This is a genomic window from Methylobacterium frigidaeris, assembly GCF_022179185.1.
In the GTDB taxonomy this organism is placed as follows: Bacteria; Pseudomonadota; Alphaproteobacteria; order Rhizobiales; family Beijerinckiaceae; genus Methylobacterium; species Methylobacterium frigidaeris.
In genome coordinates, this window is the sequence record NZ_BPQJ01000005.1 from 226,179 (window position 1) to 242,511 (window position 16,333).

General features: G+C 71.2%; 16 protein-coding genes. 9 read left to right on the forward strand and 7 right to left on the reverse strand.

Annotated features, from left to right (window positions below; all coding sequences use genetic code 11):
- Positions 1 to 108 precede the first annotated feature (108 nt).
- Positions 109 to 1,257, reverse strand: a complete 1,149-nt coding sequence (locus tag MFF64_RS07690; protein WP_099900147.1) for a trans-sulfuration enzyme family protein — start codon at positions 1,255 to 1,257, stop codon at positions 109 to 111.
- A gap of 104 nt (positions 1,258 to 1,361) precedes the next feature.
- Here MFF64_RS07690 and MFF64_RS07695 point away from each other — a divergent pair, with 104 nt between their 5' ends.
- Positions 1,362 to 1,886: a TspO/MBR family protein gene (locus tag MFF64_RS07695; RefSeq protein ID WP_099900145.1), complete on the forward strand. Its 525-nt coding sequence runs from the start codon at positions 1,362 to 1,364 to the stop codon at positions 1,884 to 1,886.
- Positions 1,887 to 2,025: 139 nt separating this feature from the next.
- On the opposite strand, the gene MFF64_RS07700 is transcribed toward MFF64_RS07695, so the two are convergent.
- Complete coding sequence (locus MFF64_RS07700; protein WP_238190298.1) at positions 2,026 to 3,006, reverse strand: quinone oxidoreductase family protein; 981 nt, start codon at positions 3,004 to 3,006, stop codon at positions 2,026 to 2,028.
- Between the two features lie 110 nt (positions 3,007 to 3,116).
- Between MFF64_RS07700 and MFF64_RS07705 the strand changes: the two genes are divergently transcribed.
- On the forward strand, positions 3,117 to 4,016 hold the full coding sequence (locus MFF64_RS07705) for a LysR family transcriptional regulator (RefSeq protein ID WP_099900143.1): 900 nt from the start codon (positions 3,117 to 3,119) through the stop codon (positions 4,014 to 4,016).
- A 4-nt stretch (positions 4,017 to 4,020) separates the two neighbouring features.
- Here MFF64_RS07705 and MFF64_RS07710 read toward each other — a convergent pair whose 3' ends face one another.
- The 3 genes from MFF64_RS07710 to MFF64_RS07720 all read right to left on the reverse strand — a co-directional run bounded on the left by MFF64_RS07710 (position 4,021) and on the right by MFF64_RS07720 (position 5,893).
- A complete protein-coding gene (locus MFF64_RS07710; RefSeq protein WP_099900141.1) occupies positions 4,021 to 4,401 on the reverse strand; it encodes a response regulator in 381 nt (126 codons plus the stop codon).
- Between the two features lie 180 nt (positions 4,402 to 4,581).
- Positions 4,582 to 5,151 (reverse strand): hypoxanthine phosphoribosyltransferase, encoded by a 570-nt coding sequence (gene hpt / locus MFF64_RS07715; RefSeq protein WP_099900139.1) that lies wholly within the window; start codon positions 5,149 to 5,151, stop codon positions 4,582 to 4,584.
- A 19-nt stretch (positions 5,152 to 5,170) separates the two neighbouring features.
- A complete protein-coding gene (locus MFF64_RS07720; RefSeq protein WP_099902554.1) occupies positions 5,171 to 5,893 on the reverse strand; it encodes a zinc-ribbon domain-containing protein in 723 nt (240 codons plus the stop codon).
- A gap of 158 nt (positions 5,894 to 6,051) precedes the next feature.
- On the opposite strand from MFF64_RS07720, the gene ftsE reads away from it, so the two are divergent.
- Positions 6,052 to 6,771, forward strand: a complete 720-nt coding sequence (ftsE, locus tag MFF64_RS07725; protein ID WP_099902552.1) for a cell division ATP-binding protein FtsE — start codon at positions 6,052 to 6,054, stop codon at positions 6,769 to 6,771.
- Positions 6,772 to 6,789: 18 nt separating this feature from the next.
- Positions 6,790 to 7,746, forward strand: coding sequence for a cell division protein FtsX (locus MFF64_RS07730; RefSeq protein WP_099902550.1), 957 nt, complete (start codon positions 6,790 to 6,792; stop codon positions 7,744 to 7,746).
- Positions 7,747 to 7,821: 75 nt separating this feature from the next.
- Here the strand turns inward: MFF64_RS07730 and MFF64_RS07735 are convergent, their stop codons facing one another.
- Both MFF64_RS07735 and MFF64_RS07740 read right to left on the reverse strand, forming a co-directional pair.
- On the reverse strand, positions 7,822 to 8,589 hold the full coding sequence (locus MFF64_RS07735; RefSeq protein WP_099907297.1) for an EAL domain-containing protein: 768 nt from the start codon (positions 8,587 to 8,589) through the stop codon (positions 7,822 to 7,824).
- Between the two features lie 255 nt (positions 8,590 to 8,844).
- A complete protein-coding gene (locus MFF64_RS07740; protein ID WP_238190300.1) occupies positions 8,845 to 9,453 on the reverse strand; it encodes a cupin domain-containing protein in 609 nt (202 codons plus the stop codon).
- A gap of 111 nt (positions 9,454 to 9,564) precedes the next feature.
- Here MFF64_RS07740 and MFF64_RS07745 point away from each other — a divergent pair, with 111 nt between their 5' ends.
- The 5 genes from MFF64_RS07745 (at position 9,565) to MFF64_RS07765 (ending at position 16,330) form a co-directional block, all read left to right on the forward strand.
- A complete protein-coding gene (locus MFF64_RS07745; RefSeq protein ID WP_099907299.1) occupies positions 9,565 to 10,344 on the forward strand; it encodes an ABC transporter substrate-binding protein in 780 nt (259 codons plus the stop codon).
- 18 nt (positions 10,345 to 10,362) lie between these two features.
- Positions 10,363 to 11,016 carry an amino acid ABC transporter permease gene (locus tag MFF64_RS07750; protein ID WP_099907301.1) on the forward strand — a complete coding sequence of 218 codons (654 nt, stop codon included), beginning with the start codon at positions 10,363 to 10,365 and terminating at the stop codon, positions 11,014 to 11,016.
- Positions 11,013 to 11,744, forward strand: coding sequence for an amino acid ABC transporter ATP-binding protein (locus MFF64_RS07755; RefSeq protein WP_099907303.1), 732 nt, complete (start codon positions 11,013 to 11,015; stop codon positions 11,742 to 11,744). Before MFF64_RS07750 ends, MFF64_RS07755 begins: the two co-directional genes overlap by 4 nt.
- 143 nt (positions 11,745 to 11,887) lie before the next feature.
- Positions 11,888 to 13,174: an NAD(P)/FAD-dependent oxidoreductase gene (locus MFF64_RS07760; protein ID WP_099907306.1), complete on the forward strand. Its 1,287-nt coding sequence runs from the start codon at positions 11,888 to 11,890 to the stop codon at positions 13,172 to 13,174.
- A gap of 477 nt (positions 13,175 to 13,651) precedes the next feature.
- Positions 13,652 to 16,330, forward strand: a complete 2,679-nt coding sequence (locus tag MFF64_RS07765; protein ID WP_099907308.1) for a bifunctional diguanylate cyclase/phosphodiesterase — start codon at positions 13,652 to 13,654, stop codon at positions 16,328 to 16,330.
- Positions 16,331 to 16,333 lie beyond the last annotated feature (3 nt).

Here is a 16,333-nt window from a genome sequence, read left to right on the forward strand (position 1 = left end):
CTGGCCGGCGACTTGGAAAATCGCCGGGCCGTAAAGTCCAGGCAAGTCGCTGCGACCGATAGACGATGCTTCTCTACAGTATCGCCGTGCCGGCGAACGGTCCGTGCTCTATCGAAGAGCCTGATCCAGGTCGGCGTAGAGGTCGTCCGCGTCCTCGATGCCGACGGAGAGGCGCAGGAGGTCCGGCGGGCAGGGGGTGCTCGGGCCCTCGATCGAGGCGCGGTGCTCGATCAGGCTCTCGACCCCGCCCAGCGAGGTCGCGCGCTTCCACAAGGCCACCCGGGCCGCCGTCTGGATCGCCGCCGCCTCGCCGGCCGCGACCCGGATCGACAGCATGGTGCCGAAGCCGCCCGTCATCTGCCGCGCCGCCACCGCGTGGCCGGGATGCTCGGGAAGGCCTGGGTACAGCACCTGGGCCACCGCCGGATGGGCCGAGAGCCGCCGGGCGAGGTCGGCGGCATTCGCCATCTGGGCACTGATGCGCACGTGCAGCGTGCGCATCCCGCGCATCAGCAGGTAGGCCTCGAACGGCCCCAGGATCGCGCCGTTGCCGGAGCGGATGCGCTGGATCCGGGTCCAGAACTCGTCGGCCCTGGCCCCGGCGAGCGCCCCGGCGATCACGTCGGAATGGCCGTTGAGCACCTTGGTGGCGGCGTGCATCACTACGTCGGCGCCGAGGGACAGGGGCCGGGTGACCACCGGCGAGCTCGCGGTCGAATCGACGGCGAGCCGCGCGCCCGCCGCGTGGGCGATGTCGGCGGCGGCGGCGATGTCGGTGATGGTCCAGAGCGGGTTCGAGGGGGTCTCGAGCCAGACGAGCTTGGTCTCGCCGGGCCGCACCGCGCTCCTCAGCGCCTCGAGATCGTCGGTGGCGACGAAATCGACCCTGAGGCCCCAGCGGGTCGCCTCCTCGGACAGCCAGCGGCGCAGGGCCCAGTACATCACGGTCGGCGCCACGATGTGGTCGCCGGGATCGAGGGCACCGAACACCGCCGTGGCGGCGGCCATGCCGGAGGAGAACAGCAGCGCCCCGGCCTCGGCCTCCTCCAGCATCGCGATCACGCCTTCCGCCTCGCGCACGGTGGCGTTGTCGGGCCGGCCGTAGACGTAGCCGGAGGAGTACTGGTTGTCGGGATCGCGGATATAGGTGGTGGCGACGTGAATCGGTGGCACCACGGCCTTCGTGACCGGATCGACGTGGCCCAGCGCCTGCGCGGCGAGGCTCTTCTTCGACCAGGGGCGCGGGGCGCTGCTCATGCGGGGTCTCCGGGGGATGGCGAGGATGTTTTTGCTCCGCCGCCGGCCTTGCAGAACCGATGCCGGCGCGCAACCTCCATCCCGGTATAGCACCCGAGCCCGAGATGCCGCCGACCGCAACGCTTCCCCGTCCCGCCCGGCCCGTCCTCTCTCCCGTGCCGCGCCTCCTCGCGGCGATCGCGCCCGTCGCCGCAGTCGCGGTTCTGGGCAGCCTGGCGACCACGCCGAACATCCCGACCTGGTATGCGGGCCTGGCGAAGCCCGGCTTCACGCCTCCGAACTGGCTGTTCCCGGTCGCCTGGACGATCCTCTACACGCTCATCGCCTTCGCGGGCTGGCGGGTGCTCGGCACCGCCCCGGCGACGGGCGGCCTGCGGCGGACCCGGACGCTCGCCCTGTGGGCGTTCTTCGTCCAGCTCGCCCTCAACGGCGCCTGGACGCCGGTGTTCTTCGCCCGGCACGACCTGGGCGGCGGCCTCGTCGTGGTGGTCGCCCTGCTGGTGATGATCCTGTGGACGATCCGGCTGTTCCTGCCGCTCGACCGGCTCGCCGCCCTCGTCCTGGTGCCCTACGCCGCGTGGGTGGCGTATGCGACGGCGCTCAATGCGGCGATCTGGTGGATGAATTGACAGAAAGGTCGTCCGGCCGCGTGAGCCGCTCGGACGACGGCAGGCCTGCCATCCTCCGCGTCACCCCGGGGCCGCGCAGCGGAATCCGGGATGACGCCGAGGGTTTCAGGTCTGTCGGAAGATCCGGGCTTGTCCTGTCTCACGGCACCAGCACGATCGCCCCCGTCACCGCCCGCGCCTCCGCGGCCTCGTGCGCCTCCACCACCCGATCGAGGGGGAAGCGCGCCCCGATATCGACCGCGACATGGCCGCGGCCGATCGCGTCGAACAGGTCGGCGGCATTGGCCCGGAAGGTGGCCGGGTCGGCGTTGTGCGGGAAGACCGAGGGGCGGGTGAGGAACAGGCAGCCCTTCTTGTTGAGGAGTTCCGGGTCGATCGCCGGGGACGGGCCCGACGCCGCGCCGTAGGAGACGACGAGCCCGAACGGGGCGGCGCAGTCGAGGGACTTGAGCAGGGTGTCCTTGCCGACCGCGTCGTAGACGACCCGGGCCTTGGCGCCGCCGGTGGCCTCGAGGAAGGCGTTAGGCCAGTCGGGATGGTTGAGGTCGACCACGGCGGCGCAGCCGGCGGTGAGCGCCGCATCGCGCTTCTGCGGCGAGCCGGTGGTGCCGATGACCTTGGCGCCGAGCGCCGTGGCCCACCGGGTCAGGATCTGGCCGACGCCGCCGGCGGCGGAATGGACCAGCAGCAGGTCGCCCGCCTGCACCGCATGGGTCTTGCGCAGGAGGTACTGCGCCGTCATGCCCTTGAACAAGAGGGAGGCGGCGGCCTCGTCGCTGACCTCGTCCGGCAGCCGCACGAGCTTGCCCGCCGGCACGTTGCGCCGGTCGGCATAGGCGCCGACGCCGGCATTCATATACGCGACACGGTCGCCGGGGTTGAAATCCGTGACCTCCGGCCCGACCGCCTCGACCACGCCCGCCGCCTCGAAGCCCAGACCTGTCGGCCGGTCGAGCGGGTAGGCTCCCCGGCGCTGGTAGACGTCGATGAAGTTGAAGCCGATGGCGGTCTGGCGCAAGCACACCTCGCCCGTGCCGGGCGCGGGGAGAGGCTCGCTCTGCAGGGTCATGACCTGCGGCGGGCCGAACTCGGTGATCACCACGCGGCGATGGGTCGACATGACGGGCCTCTCCTCTGGTCTGCCCCGCTCGTGCGACCGGTATGAACCCGCCGGGCCGCGTGATAAATCCGGGCCCGTATTCGAGATTTGAAACGTGCGGTTTGCAATCGATGGACCGTCTGTCGGGCATGGAGGCCTTCGCCCGGGCCGTCGAGACGGGGTCCTTCTCGGCCGCGGGCGAGATGCTCGGGCTCTCCCCGCAGGCGGTCGGCAAGCAGGTGCGCCTGCTCGAGGAGCATCTCGGCGTCCGGCTGATCCACCGGACGACGCGCCGGCAGAGCCTGACCGAGGCCGGGCGCGATCTCTACGAACGGGTGCGCCTCATCCTGGCGGAGGTCGAGGCGGTGGAGGCGGCGGCGGCGCGCAGCCAGACGGTGCCGCGGGGCCAGATCCGCGTGAATGCCCCCGTCACCTTCGGCGCCTACGACCTCGCCCGGGTGCTGCCCGCCTATCTCGCGACCTGCCCGGAGGTCGATGTCGAGCTGACCCTCTCGGACCGGAAGGTCGACCTGATCGAGGAGGGCTACGAGGTGGTCTTCCGCGTCGGCCCGCCGGTCGAGAGCGGCCTGATCGCCCGCCCTTTGCGCCCGATGGACTTCGCCCTCTGCGCCGCGCCCTCCTACCTCGCGGCGAGAGGCGCGCCGCGCCAACCGGCCGACCTCAAGCAGCACGAGTGCCTCGGCTTCGCCTACATGGCGACGGGGGACCAGTGGCGCTTCCTCGGACCGGAGGGACCCGAGGCGGTCGAGGTGTCGTACCGGCTCCTGGTCAATAACGGTCAAGCCCTGCTGACGGCGGCGCTCGCCGGCCTCGGCCTGCTGCTGCAGCCGACAGCCCTGGTGCGGGACGCCGTGGCGGCGGGCCATCTGGTGCCGGTGCTGCCGGCCTACCGGCCGGTCTCGCGCCCGATGCACCTGCTCTACGCGCCCGACCGGCGGATCACCCCGAAGCTGCGCTCCTTCATCGATTTCGCGCTCGCCCATTTCGCCGGCCCGGCGGCCGCGGGCTGACCTGTCAGCGCGCCGCCACCACCCCGGCGCTGCGCAGGGTGCGGGACACCGTGGCGCGCATGTCGGCCAGGGTGAAGGGCTTGGTCAGCACGTCGGCCACGATGGCGTCGAGGCCGCGGGCGCGCTCGCGCTGGTCGGCGAAGCCGGTCATCAGCAGGATCGTCAGGTCGGGATAGTCGCGCTTGGCCGCCAGCGCCAGGGCGATGCCGTCCATCAGCGGCATGCGGATGTCGGTCAGCATCAGGTCGAAGGCGTTCTCGGACAGCCGGTCGAGACCGTCGCTGCCGTCGACCGCCGTCACGACCGTGTGGCCGTCCATCTCCAGCCCGCGCTTCAGGAAGCCGCGGATCGGTTCCTCGTCGTCGACCAGCAGGATGCGCGCCATGTCCTCTCGTCTCTCTGGGCCGAAAAACCGCGCGGACACGGCAAGTGTGGTCGGGGCTGCGGCACCGGGTCAAGCCGCTGCGGCAGCTCAGGTTCCGATTTCGTGCCGCGATCCGGAACGAAACCCAGTCGCGTTGCAATCGCGCACCGCTTCCGACCCGAGGATCCTAGCCCCGAAACCCTAACCCTTGTCGAACAGGTCCGGTCCGCCATCGCCGTAATCGACGAGGCCGACATAGGGCAGTTGCCGGAAGGCGTGGGCGACGTCCATCCCGTAGCCGACCACGAACACGTCCGGGCAGGTGAAGCCGACGTAATCGGCGTCGATCGTCACCGCGCGCTTGCCGGGCTTCTCGAGCAGCACGGTGGTGAGCACCCGCCGCGCCCCGCGGGCCATCAGCAGGTCCTTGGCGTAGACGAGGGTGCGGCCGGATTCGAGGATGTCGTCGATCAGGAGCACGTCGCGGCCGCGCACCTCGCTCTCGACGTCGCGCAGGATCGCGACCTGGCCCGAGGAGACTGTGGCGGCGCGGTAGCTCGACAGGTGGATGAACTCGACCTGCGGCGCCAGGCCGGCCCGGTGCAGGGCCCGGATCAGGTCGGCGGCGAACATGAAGCTGCCCTTGAGCACCGCCACCACCAGGAGGTTCTCCAGGGGCTGGCTCGCAATGGCGCGGGCGATCTCCTCGTTGCGCTGCGCGATGGCGGATTCGTCGAAGAGGACGCGGACGCGGGGCAGGGGCGGGTTCATCGGTCTCTGTCTTCGGGGTTCACTTGGGGTTCATCGGAGCCCTCAGGCTGACGGCAGAATCCCCGCTGTCAACCGTGGCAAAGCGGACCAGCACGGCGCGACCCTTGGTCGGCGCATTGGTGAGCTCGGCCCGGAAGCGGGCGGATTCCTCGGGTTCGAGCCGGTCCCGCGGTGCCTCGGCGGTCCAGCGATAGACGACCTGGCCGTGCTCGTCGCGCAGCTCGAGGCGCAAGCGCGGCACCGGCACCGCCTCCGCCGAGGCGCTCACCACGTCGCCCTCGACCACGAGGCGGCCCGTGCCGGAGACGTCCGGCACCTCGTAGGCGGCGACGTCCCGGAAGGCGAGGCCGCGCAGGTTCACCGGCAGGCCGATGCCCGCGTAGAGCCGGGCGGCCTGGGGCAGGGTGCGCACGATGCCGGCGCGGCCCGCCGGCAGCAGGGCGACCAGGACCGCGCCGAGACCGGCGACCGCGAGCGCCGCCGCGGCGAGGCGCCGGCGCGACGGCGGTCCCGCCGCGCCCGCCTTGGCGGCGCGAGGGCCGGCCCGGCGGGGCGGGGCGGTTCCGGCGGCCGAGAACACCGCCTCGCCGGGGGGCGAGAGCTCGGGCGCCGTTTCCGCGGCGGGGGCGGAGACGAACCAGGGCTCGCGGCAGGCGGCGCAGCGCACGGTGCGCCCTGCAGGGCCGATCTGCTCGGGATCGAGCGTATATTCGCTTGCGCAGGCGGGACAGACGATCAGCATGGCGAATCAGTCGGGCGCGGCACCGGGGCCGGACCACGACTCCTCCCGCCACAGCCTTAATGCGTGGTAAAGCGGCGCGGATCGCCGAGGCGCTCGCGCATGAAATCGAGCCCGCGCCGAGGCACTCGGACCTGGAGACCGGCGCGCATGGAGACCGGATGGACGCGAGAAAGGACCGGGGGACCGGAAGCAGCCTGCTCGGCGGGATGGACGAGCCGGTGGTCCGGTTCGAGAACGTGGGGATGCGCTACGGGGTCGGCCCCGAGGTCCTGAGCGACATCAGCTTCACCATCGCGCCGCACTCGTTCCAGTTCCTCACCGGCCCGTCGGGCGCCGGTAAGACGACGCTTCTGCGCCTGATCCTGCTCTCGGTGCGGCCGAGCCGGGGCCTCGTCTCGGTCTTCGGCGAGGAGGTGAGCGGCATCTCCAGCGACGCGCTGACGTCCTTGCGCCGGCGCATGGGCGTGGTGTTCCAGGATTTCCGCCTGCTCGACCACCTCACGACCTACGAGAACGTCGCCCTGCCGCTGCGCGTCCAGGGCCGGGCCGAGACGAGCTACCGGGCCGAGGTGGTGGAGCTCCTGCGCTGGGTGGGCCTCGGGGAGCGGATGCACGTGCTGCCGCCGCTCCTGTCCGGCGGCGAGAAGCAGCGCGCGGCGATCGCCCGGGCACTGATCGCCCGGCCGGAACTGCTGCTCGCCGACGAGCCGACCGGCAACGTCGATCCCCAGCTCGGCCGGCGCCTGCTGCGCCTGTTCGTCGAGCTCAACCGCCTCGGCACCTCGGTGCTGATCGCCACCCACGATTTCGCCCTAATGGACCTCGTCGACGCGCGCCGGTTCATCCTGGGCAACAACCGCCTGCGGATCGAGGGATGAGCCGCGGGGAGACGCATCATGTCTGACGGAGCCACCCTGGAGCGGGCGACGCGGCGCGAGGCGCCCGGCCCCGATCTGCCGCCCACCTTGCGCCGCAACGCACCACTGGTGCCGACCGACACCAGCGCCGGACGGGCGCTCGCCGCGGTGATCGCGATCCTGACCTTCCTCGCCGCCCTCTGCGCCGGGGGGGCCGAGATCGTCGCCTCGAGCGCGGCGCAGTGGCAGGGCTCGGTCGCGCAGGAGGTGACGATCCAGATCCGCCCGGGACCGGGCCGCGACACCGACGCGGACGTCGCCAAGGCGGCGGCGCTCGCCGCCGCCACCCCCGGCATCGCGACGACGCGGCCCTTCACCAAGGCGGAATCCGAGCGCCTGCTCGAACCCTGGCTCGGCAGCGGCCTCGATCTCGGCGACCTGCCGGTGCCGCGGCTCATCACGGTGCGGCTCGCCGGCACGCCCGACCTCGGCGCCTTGCGCCAGCGCCTCGCCGAGGCCCTGCCGGGCGTCGCGAGCCTCGACGACCACGCGCTGTGGCTCTCGCGCCTCTCGACCATGGCGAACACGGTGGTCGGCGTCGGCGTCGCCGTGGTGGCTCTGGTGCTGCTCGCGACGGGGCTCGCCGTCACTTTCGCGACCCGCGGCGCCATGGCGGGCAACCGCGAGGTGGTCGAGGTGCTGCACTTCGTCGGCGCCGACGCCGATTTCATCGCCCGGGAATTCCAGCGCCGCTTCTTCCGCCTGGGCTTACGCGGCGGGGCGATCGGGGCCGTGGCGGCGCTGGCGGTGATCGGGGCCGGCGGCGCCCTCGCCCGGCTGTGGCGTGCCGGGCCGGCCGGCGACGAGCTCGAGGCTTTGTTCGGCGGCTTCGCGATCGGCTGGCGCGGCTATGCCAGCGTGGTGCTGATCGGGGTGATCGCCTCGATCGTCACCGCGGTGGTCTCGCGCCTCACCGTACGGCGTTTCCTCGATTAGTGCCGCGGCGAAGGCACCTCGCGAGAGCGTCCTCGAACCGGTGGGTGCAACAACCCACCGGGAACCCACCGGGCGTTACGCCGCCCGCCGCATCTCCGACAGGCTCAGCTCCGGCAGGGCCGCGATCGTCGGCCGGGCGAACAGGTAGCCCTGGAACAGGGTGATGCCGGCCTCGCGCAGGGCGGCGAGCTCGTCGGGCGTCTCGACCCCCTCGGCGATCACCGCCACGCCGAGCGCCCGGGCGATGCCGATCACCCCGGAGACGATCGCCCGCCGGGCCGGCGACCCGGCGATGCCGCGAATCAGCTCCATGTCGAGCTTGATGAGGTCGGGCTGGAAGCGTGCCAGCAGCCCCAGGCCCGCATAGCCGGCACCGAAATCGTCGAGGGCGGTGAGAAAGCCGCGCTGGCGGTAATCGGCGACGATGCGCTGGACATGAGCGACGTCGATCATGCGCTCGTTCTCGGTGAACTCGAACATGATCCGCTGGTGCGAAAATCCGATCCGCCGTGCCGCCTCCAGGGTCGCCCGGATGCAGGCCGCCGGCTCGTAGACCGCGTTCGGCAGGATGTTGATCGACAGCCGCACGTCGCCGGCCGGAAACAGCCCGCCAGCGAGCTCGATCGCCTTGGTGCGGCAGGCCTGGTCGAAACGGTAGCGGTTGCTCTCGTCGACCTGGCCGAGGATGGTGCCCGCACCTTGTCCCTCGGTGCCGCGCACCAGAGCCTCGTAGCCCCAGACGTCACCCTTCGCGAGGTCCACGATCGGGTGGAACGCCATCGTGAAGGCGAAGGGCAGCGGCTCGCCGCTCCTGCACTGCTCGCACCCGCTGCGCTTCGTCATGATACCGTTCCAGCTCCGTCGGGGGATACCCTCCCACCCTTATCCTCGTGCACGATGAAACCGGCCTCGCGGATCCGCGATCGCGGTAAAAAATTCCTGTGCCGCTGGGTCCGGGCAATGCCCTCGGGGCCCGCTTCAGGCGCCGGCGAGGGAGGAACTGCGCTCTGCGCACCCGGGCGACGTCGACATTTGCAATGCGCCATCGACCATACGCTTCTTCCCTAAGGTAATCAATCGGAGTTCGCCGCCGGTGCGTCACGTCCGCGGCACGGCGTTGACCCACAGCACCAGGGCGGGTCGGTCGGCGGAGGGGTTGCGGTAGCGGTGCGGGCGCCGGCTGGCGAAGCGGAAGCTGTCGCCGGGCCCGAGTTCCGCCGTCGTGCCCTCCACCGTGAGGACGAGGGCCCCCTCCATCACCAGCCCGGCTTCCTCGCCGTCATGGATCAGGGCCTCGTCGCCGGTGCCGGCCGAAGGTGCGAGCTGCATCAGGAACAGGCTCAAGCTCCCGTCGCCTTGCGTCAGCAGCTGCTTGGTGATGCCGGCGCGCCAGAGCGTGAGCGCCGCCCGCTCGCCAGCCCTCGTGACGATCCCGTCCGCCGGTGCACCGTCGGGCCCGCCGAACAGGGCGCCGAGGCCGATGCCGAGAAGGTCGGCGACGCCGGTCAGCACGCGAAGGGAGGGTGAGGACAGGCCACGCTCGACCTGGCTGAGATAGCCGATCGACAGCCCGGTCGCCGCCGCCACCGCCTTCAACGACAGCCCGCGTGCCTGGCGCAGCGCGCGCAGACGCTGCCCGACCGCAAGGTCGGCGGCGATCGGCCCATCCCCCTGCCCGTTTCGTGGTCGATCTGCCGCCTGTTTCATGATCATGAAATTCAATTGCGTGACGCAGCGAATTATGGCCTGATGTTCATGTCAATGAAATTCAAACGGTGGGACGGGAAGCCGCGCACCGCCGGCAGGGGAGCCAGGACAATGAAGCGTCTGATTCGGGCCGCGGGCGCGGCCCTGGTGCTGCTCGCAGGCTCAGGCTTGGCTCGCCCTGCCCTGGCGCAGGAGACGGTCCGGGTCGGGTCGACGCCGACTGGAATCCCCTTCACCTTCCTCGACACAAAGACCAACACCATCCAGGGCGTGATGGTCGACGTGATCACCGCCATCGGCAAGCAGGCCGGCTTCTCGGTGCAGATCGAGCCGTTCCAGTTCTCGACCCTGATCGCGGCGCTCACCGCCAAGAAGATCGACGTGATCTCGGCCGCGATGTTCATCACGCCGCCGCGCCAGGAGGTGATCGCGTTCTCCGCGCCGGTCTATTCCTACGGCGAGGGGCTGGTGGTGCCGAAGGCCGACACCAAGGCCTACACGGCCTTCGCCGACCTCAAGGGCGAGACGGTGGGCGCCCAGGTCGGCACCGCCTTCGTCGACGCGCTCAAGAAATCGGGCCAGTTCGCGGACGTGAAGGTCTACGACACGTTCCCGGACATGCTGCGCGACGTGAATGCCGGCCGGGTCAAGGCGGTCTTCGCCGACGCGCCGATCATCGCCTACAATCTCAAGAGCGGCAACTTCCCGAACGCCCACCTCGTCGCCTCGTACAAGCCGGTGGTCGTCGGCTCGGTCGGCATCGGCGTGCGCAAGGACGACACCGCCCTGCTGGCGAAGATCAATGCGGGGCTCGCCAAGATCAAGGAGAATGGCGAGCTCGCCAAGATCCTGGAGAAGTGGGGCCTGCAGCCCTCCGTGAACCCGTCCTGATCGGGTTGAAGCCGCCTCATGGACAGTTTCCTCGCTGACGCCCGCGAGTTCGTTCCCATCCTGCTCCAGGGCGTGTGGCTGACGATCCTGATCACGGCGGGCTCGCTCGTGGTCTCGACCGCGCTCGGCCTCGTCTGGGCGATGATGCGGGTCTCGGGCGTGCCCGCCCTCTCGTTCTTCGCCGCGACCTTCATCAACGTGATCCGGGGCATCCCGATCATCGTGCAGCTGTTCTACATCTACTTCGTTCTGCCGGATTTCGGGCTGTCGTTCACGGCGGTGCAGGCGGGCATCATCGGCCTCGGCCTCGCCTACTCGGCCTACCAGGCCGAGAACTTCCGGGCCGCCATCGAGGCCATCGACAAGGGCCAGGTCGAGGCGGCGCAGACCATCGGCATGGGCTGGGGGCTGACCATGCGGCGGGTGCTGCTGCCGCAGGCCTTCCGCGCGGCGCTGCCGCCCTTCGGCAACGTGATGATCATGATGCTGAAGGACTCGTCGCAGGCCTCGACCATCACGGTGGCGGAGCTGGCGCTCCAGGGCAAGCTCATCGCCTCGGCGACCTTCAAGAACACCAGCGTCTTCACCCTGGTGGCGCTGATGTACCTGACCCTGAGCCTGCCCTTGATCCTGATCGTGCGCCACTTCGAGAAGCAGGCCGGCCGGCGATGATCGAGCTCGACGACGTCCGCAAGTCCTACGGGGCGCTGCCGGTCCTGAAGGGCATCACCGCGCAGGTGAGGAAGGGCGAGGTGGTCTGCGTGATCGGGCCGTCGGGCTCGGGCAAGTCGACGGTCCTGCGCTGCATCAACGGCCTCGAATCCTACGACGGCGGCACGATCCGGGTGAACGGCCGCCGGGTCGACCGCGGCGACCGCTCGATCCGCACCGTGCGGGTCCAGGTCTCGATGGTGTTCCAGCGCTTCAACCTGTTTCCCCACCGCACGGCACTCGAGAACGTCATCGAGGGCCCGATCTACGTGAAGGGCGAGGATCGCGGGGAAGCGACCGAGCGCGGCCGGGCGCTGCTCGCCCGTGTCGGCCTCGCCGGCAAAGAGGAGGCCCACCCGCCTCGGCTCTCGGGTGGCCAGCAGCAGCGGGTCGCCATCGCCCGGGCGCTCGCCATGCGGCCCGACGCGATCCTGTTCGACGAGCCGACCTCGGCCCTCGATCCCGAGCTCGTCGGCGAGGTCTTGGGGGTGATGCGCGGGCTCGCCGAGGAGGGGATGACCATGATGGTCGTCACCCACGAGATGAGCTTTGCCCGCGAGGTCGCCGACCGGGTGCTGTTCCTCGACGGCGGCGTGATCGTCGAGGAGGGCCCGGCCCGCGAGGTGCTGGGCCGGCCGCAGCAGCCCCGCACCCAGGATTTCCTGAGACGGGTGCTGAACCCGCTGTGATGCACATTCCTCAAGATTATGCCTCAAGATCATGCCTCAAGATCATGTCCGGAATTTGCATCACGAGCCCGCGCGGCACTTGAGCGAAGCCGATTTCCGCCTCGCGTCAGCGATCAAGCGGACATCGTAAGACGAGTTCCTCGATGACCGAACCCTTCCCCCTCGGACCCGCCCTCTGGGCCACCACCGCCGCGGCCGCGCCCGCCACGCGGCCCCTCGCCGAATCCGGCCGGGCCGACGTGGTGGTGATCGGCGGCGGTTTCTGCGGCCTGTCGACGGCGCTTCACCTCGCAGAGGCCGGTGTGAGGCCCGTGGTGCTCGAGGCCCGTGAGATCGGCTTCGGCGGCTCGGGCCGCAACGGCGGCCAGGTGATCCCAGGCCTCAAGCACGATCCCGACGAACTGGTGGCGATGTTCGGGGCGGAGCGCGGCGAGCGCCTCGCCGCCTTCGGGGCCGGCACCGCCGACGCGGTGTTCGACCTCATCGCCAGGCACCGGATGGACGTGCCCCACACCCGCACCGGCTGGATCCAGGGAGCGCACACCGACGAGGGACTGGCCCAGGCCGAGCGCCGGGCCGAGCAATGGTCCCGCCGCGGCGCCCCGGCCCGCCTCCTCGACAAGGCCGAGACCGACCGGCTGATCGGCTCCGAGCGCTACCGCGGCGGCTGGCTCGACGGTCGCGGCGGCGCGGTGCAGCCGCTCTCCTACGCCCGCGCCCTCGCGAAGGCGGCGCTGACGGCCGGCGCCCGGATCCACACCGACACTCCGGTGACCGGTCTGTCACGGCAGGGCGAGACCTGGACGGTGCGGACCGCGCCCGGCCCAAGCCTGACCACCGAGCGGGTGGTGCTCTGCACCAACGGCTATTCGGGCGACCTGTGGCCGAATCTCCGCCAGACGATCATCGCGGCGAACTCGTTCCAAGTCGCCACGACCCCGCTCTCCGACAACCTGCGCCGCACGGTGCTGCCGGAGGGCCAGGTCTCCTCCGACACCCGCAAGCTCCTGCTCTACTTCCGGCTCGACCATACCGGCCGGCTGCTGCTCGGCGGGCGCGGGCCGTTCCGCGAGCCGAAGGGGCAGGGCGACTGGGCGCATCTCGAGCGGATCGTCCCGAAACTGTTTCCGCAGCTCGCCGGGATCGGCTTCGATCACCGCTGGTGCGGCAGGGTCGCGGTCACCAGGGACTACCTGCCGCACCTGCACGCACCCGAACCCGGCCTCCTCATCGATATCGGCTGCCAGGGCCGCGGCGTCGGCCTCCAGACCCGCATGGGCCAGGCCATCGCCGCCTTCATCGCCTGGGGCGATGCCGACGCGCTGCCGCTCGCCCCCACCCCGATCGCGCCGCTGCCGCTGCACGGGCTGCACCGGCTCTATGCCTCGGCGGTTGTGGCGTGGTACCGGTTGCGCGACGGAGGGTTGTGAAGCCGCCGGCAAGTCGACGGCCATCGCGGCGAAGCCTTGAGTGCTCTCCGGGACCCACCGACACCCCGCGTCGCGCTTCCGGCCCGGCCATGACGCCACGGAATCTGAACTCCGCGCCAGGAATACCCTGCGACATTCGCAGGATATCTGTCCGTCGCCGCCCAATCGGGCGCGAGACCGCGGCGTCGGCGCTGCCGTATTGTATTTCGTCATAGGGTGACAACCCTTCCGGCCCGGCCGCCGGGGTCCGGGCACAGTCGGGCCAAAACAATCTCCGAGCCCTTGAAATCGAAGGCCGGCTTTATACTCGACCTCTCTATCGGTGACCGTGGCCGTCGGCACGCGGCTTCATCGCTCCTTAAGCCCGTAGGAGCATATACGTCGCATCTGCACATTCTCTTTGAACAGACGAGAGCTGTGGACCCGACGACCAGGATCTTACGGCCCATAGAGGCCCCGAGCCGCCGCTCCTTCCGGATGGTGGCGGTATCCGCCAGCCTGCTGGCGGCGCTGATCGCGACCGCGGCGGGGCTGCTGGCGCGCGGCCTGCACGAGCATGCGGTCGCGGAGACCGAGCGCAGCCTCACCGGCCTCTCCACCGTCCTCGCCGACCGGGCCGACCGGGCGCTGCAATCGATCGAGCTGGTTCAGGACTCCGTGATCGGCGAGGTTCGGAACGCGCAGGTGGCGAGCGAGGAGGCCTATGCCGCGCTCGCGGGTCAGCCGGCGCTGCACGAAGCGCTCAAGACCCGGATCGCCGCCCTGCCGCAGGTGAACGCCGTCATGGTGATCGACCGCCGCGGCAACCTCCTGAACTTCAGCCGCTCCTGGCCGATCCCGACTGTCAACATCGCCGACCGGGACGACTTCAAGGCCCTGGCGGCCGACCCCGCCCTCGACCGCTTCATCGGCCGGCCGGTGCAGAACCGCGGCGACGGGGCGTGGACGATCTCCATCGCCCGCAAGGTCCGGGCCCCGGACGGGGCCTTCCTCGGCCTGGTGCTCGGTGCGGTCGAACTCGGTTATTTCGAGCGGCTCTACGGGGCGATCGCGCCGCCGCACGACTACGTCGTCTCGGTCTTCCGCGACGACGGCACCCTTCTCGCGCGCCATCCCCACCGCGGCGGCAGCATCGGCCGGAGCTTCGCCGGGACCGCGGCTCTGCGCATCGCGCTCAAGAGTCCGGCCGGCGGCGTCATCCGCAACGTCAGCCCGATCGACGGCCTCGACCGCATCGTCGCCACCCGCGCCCTGACGCGCTACCCGATAATCCTGAGCGTCGGCCGCACCGCGGAGGCGAGCCTGGCCGCCTGGCGCCAGCAGGCGTGGCTCATCGGCATGGCCGCCCTGCTGCTCGATCTCGGCCTCGCCGGGCTGGTCCTCGTCGCCTTCCGGCAGGCGCGGGCGCAGGCGCAGCTAGCGCAGGCCGAGGCCGCCCGCGCCGCTGCCGAGATGCGCGCGCGGGCGGAGCGGGAGCTGACGGCCCAGCACGCCCAGTTCGGCCTCGCCCTCGACCACATGACCCAGGGCCTGTGCCTGTTCGACCGCGACGACCGGCTGATCGTGATGAACGCGCGCTACGCGCAGATGCATGCCGTTCCGGAGATTCTGCGCCGGCCGGGTGCGCCGCTCTCCGCGCTGCTCGGGCATCTCGGCTCGGCCGGGCGGCTGGCGGTGCCGCTGGTGGAGGCCTGCGCCCGCATCGCCGCCGGCGGGACGCCGGCGAGCTTCACCTGCGACCTCGCCGACGGACGCGCCGTCGCCGTCGTGCACGTGCCGATCCCGGGCGGCGGCTGGGTCTGCACCCATGAGGACGTGACGCAGCGCCGCCGCAGCGAGGCGCGCATCGCCCACCTCGCCAGCCACGACGCCCTGACCGGGCTGCCGAACCGCGCCCAGCTGCAGGAGCGCCTCGACGCGGCGCTGGCCGGGCGCATCGACGACGAGGCGGTGAGCGTGCTCTGCCTCGACCTCGACGGCTTCAAGGAGGTCAACGACAGCTACGGCCACCCGGTCGGCGACGAGCTGCTGCGCCTCGTGGCGCGGCGGCTCCAGGAGGCGGTCGGCGCCAATGCGCTCGTCGGGCGCCTGGGTGGCGACGAGTTCGCGGTGATCCGCTGCGCGCCCTCGCATCCGGCCGGCGTGGCGGCTCTGGCCGAGCGGATCGTGCGGCTGCTGCGGCGGCCCTTCGAGGTCCAGGGCCACGAGGTCGGCATCGGCACCTCGATCGGCCTCGCGACGACCTGCGAGACCGGCCTCACCACCGCCGAGCTGCTGCGCCGGGCCGATGTCGCCCTCTACCAGGCGAAAGCCTCGGGGCGGAACGGCTGGCGCCTCTTCGACCCGGCGATGGATGCCGACCTGCAGCGCCGCCGCCAGCTCGGCGCGGATCTGCGCAGCGCGCTCGCCGAAGGGCAGCTCGACCTCCACTACCAGCCGATCGTCGCCGCCGACGGGTCGGGCCTGCGCGCCCGCGAGGCGCTCCTGCGCTGGCGCCACCCGCGCGACGGCTTCGTCAGCCCGGGCGAGTTCATCCCGATCGCCGAGGCGACCGGGCAGATCCGCCGGCTCGGCGCCTGGGCGCTCGCCCGGGCCTGCGCCGATGCTGCCGCCTGGCCCGCGGACGTCAAGGTGGCGGTGAACCTCTCTCCGGCGCAGTTCGTCGACGACGGCCTCGTCGAGGAGGTCGCCGGGGCGCTTCATGCCAGCGGCCTGTCGCCCGCGCGGCTCGAGCTCGAGATCACCGAATCGGTGCTGCTGCAGGACGACAAGGCCACGCTGGCGGTCCTGCACCGCCTGCGCGCCCTCGGGGTCGGCACGGCGATGGACGATTTCGGCACCGGCTACTCCTCGTTGAGCTACCTGCGCCGCTTCCCCTTCGACAAGATCAAGATCGACCGGTGCTTCGTGCAGGGCCTCGGGCAGGGCACGGGCGAGGAGGCCGGCAGCGTCGAGATCGTCCGCGCCACGATCGGCCTCGGCAAGGCCCTCGGCATGACCGTCCTGGCCGAGGGAGTCGAGACCGAGGCGCAGGCGGCGATCCTGCGCGAGGCGGGCTGCGACGAGTTGCAGGGCTACCTGTTCGGCCGGCCCTGCCCCGTGGGCGAGCTGCGCGGGACCGGAGGGATCGGCGCAGGGATGTCGGCCGCGGCCTGACCG

Excerpts from the sequence above, each read along its gene's own strand:
- MFF64_RS07760 (WP_099907306.1), top strand. The coding sequence starts at position 11,888 with ATGACCGAACCCTTCCCCCTCGGACCCGCCCTCTGGGCCACCACCGCC.
- MFF64_RS07765 (WP_099907308.1), top strand. The coding sequence starts at position 13,652 with ATGGTGGCGGTATCCGCCAGCCTGCTGGCGGCGCTGATCGCGACCGCG.
- ftsE (WP_099902552.1), top strand. The coding sequence starts at position 6,052 with ATGGACGCGAGAAAGGACCGGGGGACCGGAAGCAGCCTGCTCGGCGGG.
- MFF64_RS07710 (WP_099900141.1), bottom strand. The coding sequence starts at position 4,401 with ATGGCGCGCATCCTGCTGGTCGACGACGAGGAACCGATCCGCGGCTTC.
- MFF64_RS07705 (WP_099900143.1), top strand. The coding sequence starts at position 3,117 with ATGGACCGTCTGTCGGGCATGGAGGCCTTCGCCCGGGCCGTCGAGACG.
- MFF64_RS07750 (WP_099907301.1), top strand. The coding sequence starts at position 10,363 with ATGGACAGTTTCCTCGCTGACGCCCGCGAGTTCGTTCCCATCCTGCTC.
- MFF64_RS07700 (WP_238190298.1), bottom strand. The coding sequence starts at position 3,006 with ATGTCGACCCATCGCCGCGTGGTGATCACCGAGTTCGGCCCGCCGCAG.
- MFF64_RS07695 (WP_099900145.1), top strand. The coding sequence starts at position 1,362 with ATGCCGCCGACCGCAACGCTTCCCCGTCCCGCCCGGCCCGTCCTCTCT.
- MFF64_RS07730 (WP_099902550.1), top strand. The coding sequence starts at position 6,790 with ATGTCTGACGGAGCCACCCTGGAGCGGGCGACGCGGCGCGAGGCGCCC.
- MFF64_RS07740 (WP_238190300.1), bottom strand. The coding sequence starts at position 9,453 with ATGAAACAGGCGGCAGATCGACCACGAAACGGGCAGGGGGATGGGCCG.
- MFF64_RS07720 (WP_099902554.1), bottom strand. The coding sequence starts at position 5,893 with ATGCTGATCGTCTGTCCCGCCTGCGCAAGCGAATATACGCTCGATCCC.
- MFF64_RS07690 (WP_099900147.1), bottom strand. The coding sequence starts at position 1,257 with ATGAGCAGCGCCCCGCGCCCCTGGTCGAAGAAGAGCCTCGCCGCGCAG.
- hpt (WP_099900139.1), bottom strand. The coding sequence starts at position 5,151 with ATGAACCCGCCCCTGCCCCGCGTCCGCGTCCTCTTCGACGAATCCGCC.
- MFF64_RS07755 (WP_099907303.1), top strand. The coding sequence starts at position 11,013 with ATGATCGAGCTCGACGACGTCCGCAAGTCCTACGGGGCGCTGCCGGTC.
- MFF64_RS07745 (WP_099907299.1), top strand. The coding sequence starts at position 9,565 with ATGAAGCGTCTGATTCGGGCCGCGGGCGCGGCCCTGGTGCTGCTCGCA.
- MFF64_RS07735 (WP_099907297.1), bottom strand. The coding sequence starts at position 8,589 with ATGACGAAGCGCAGCGGGTGCGAGCAGTGCAGGAGCGGCGAGCCGCTG.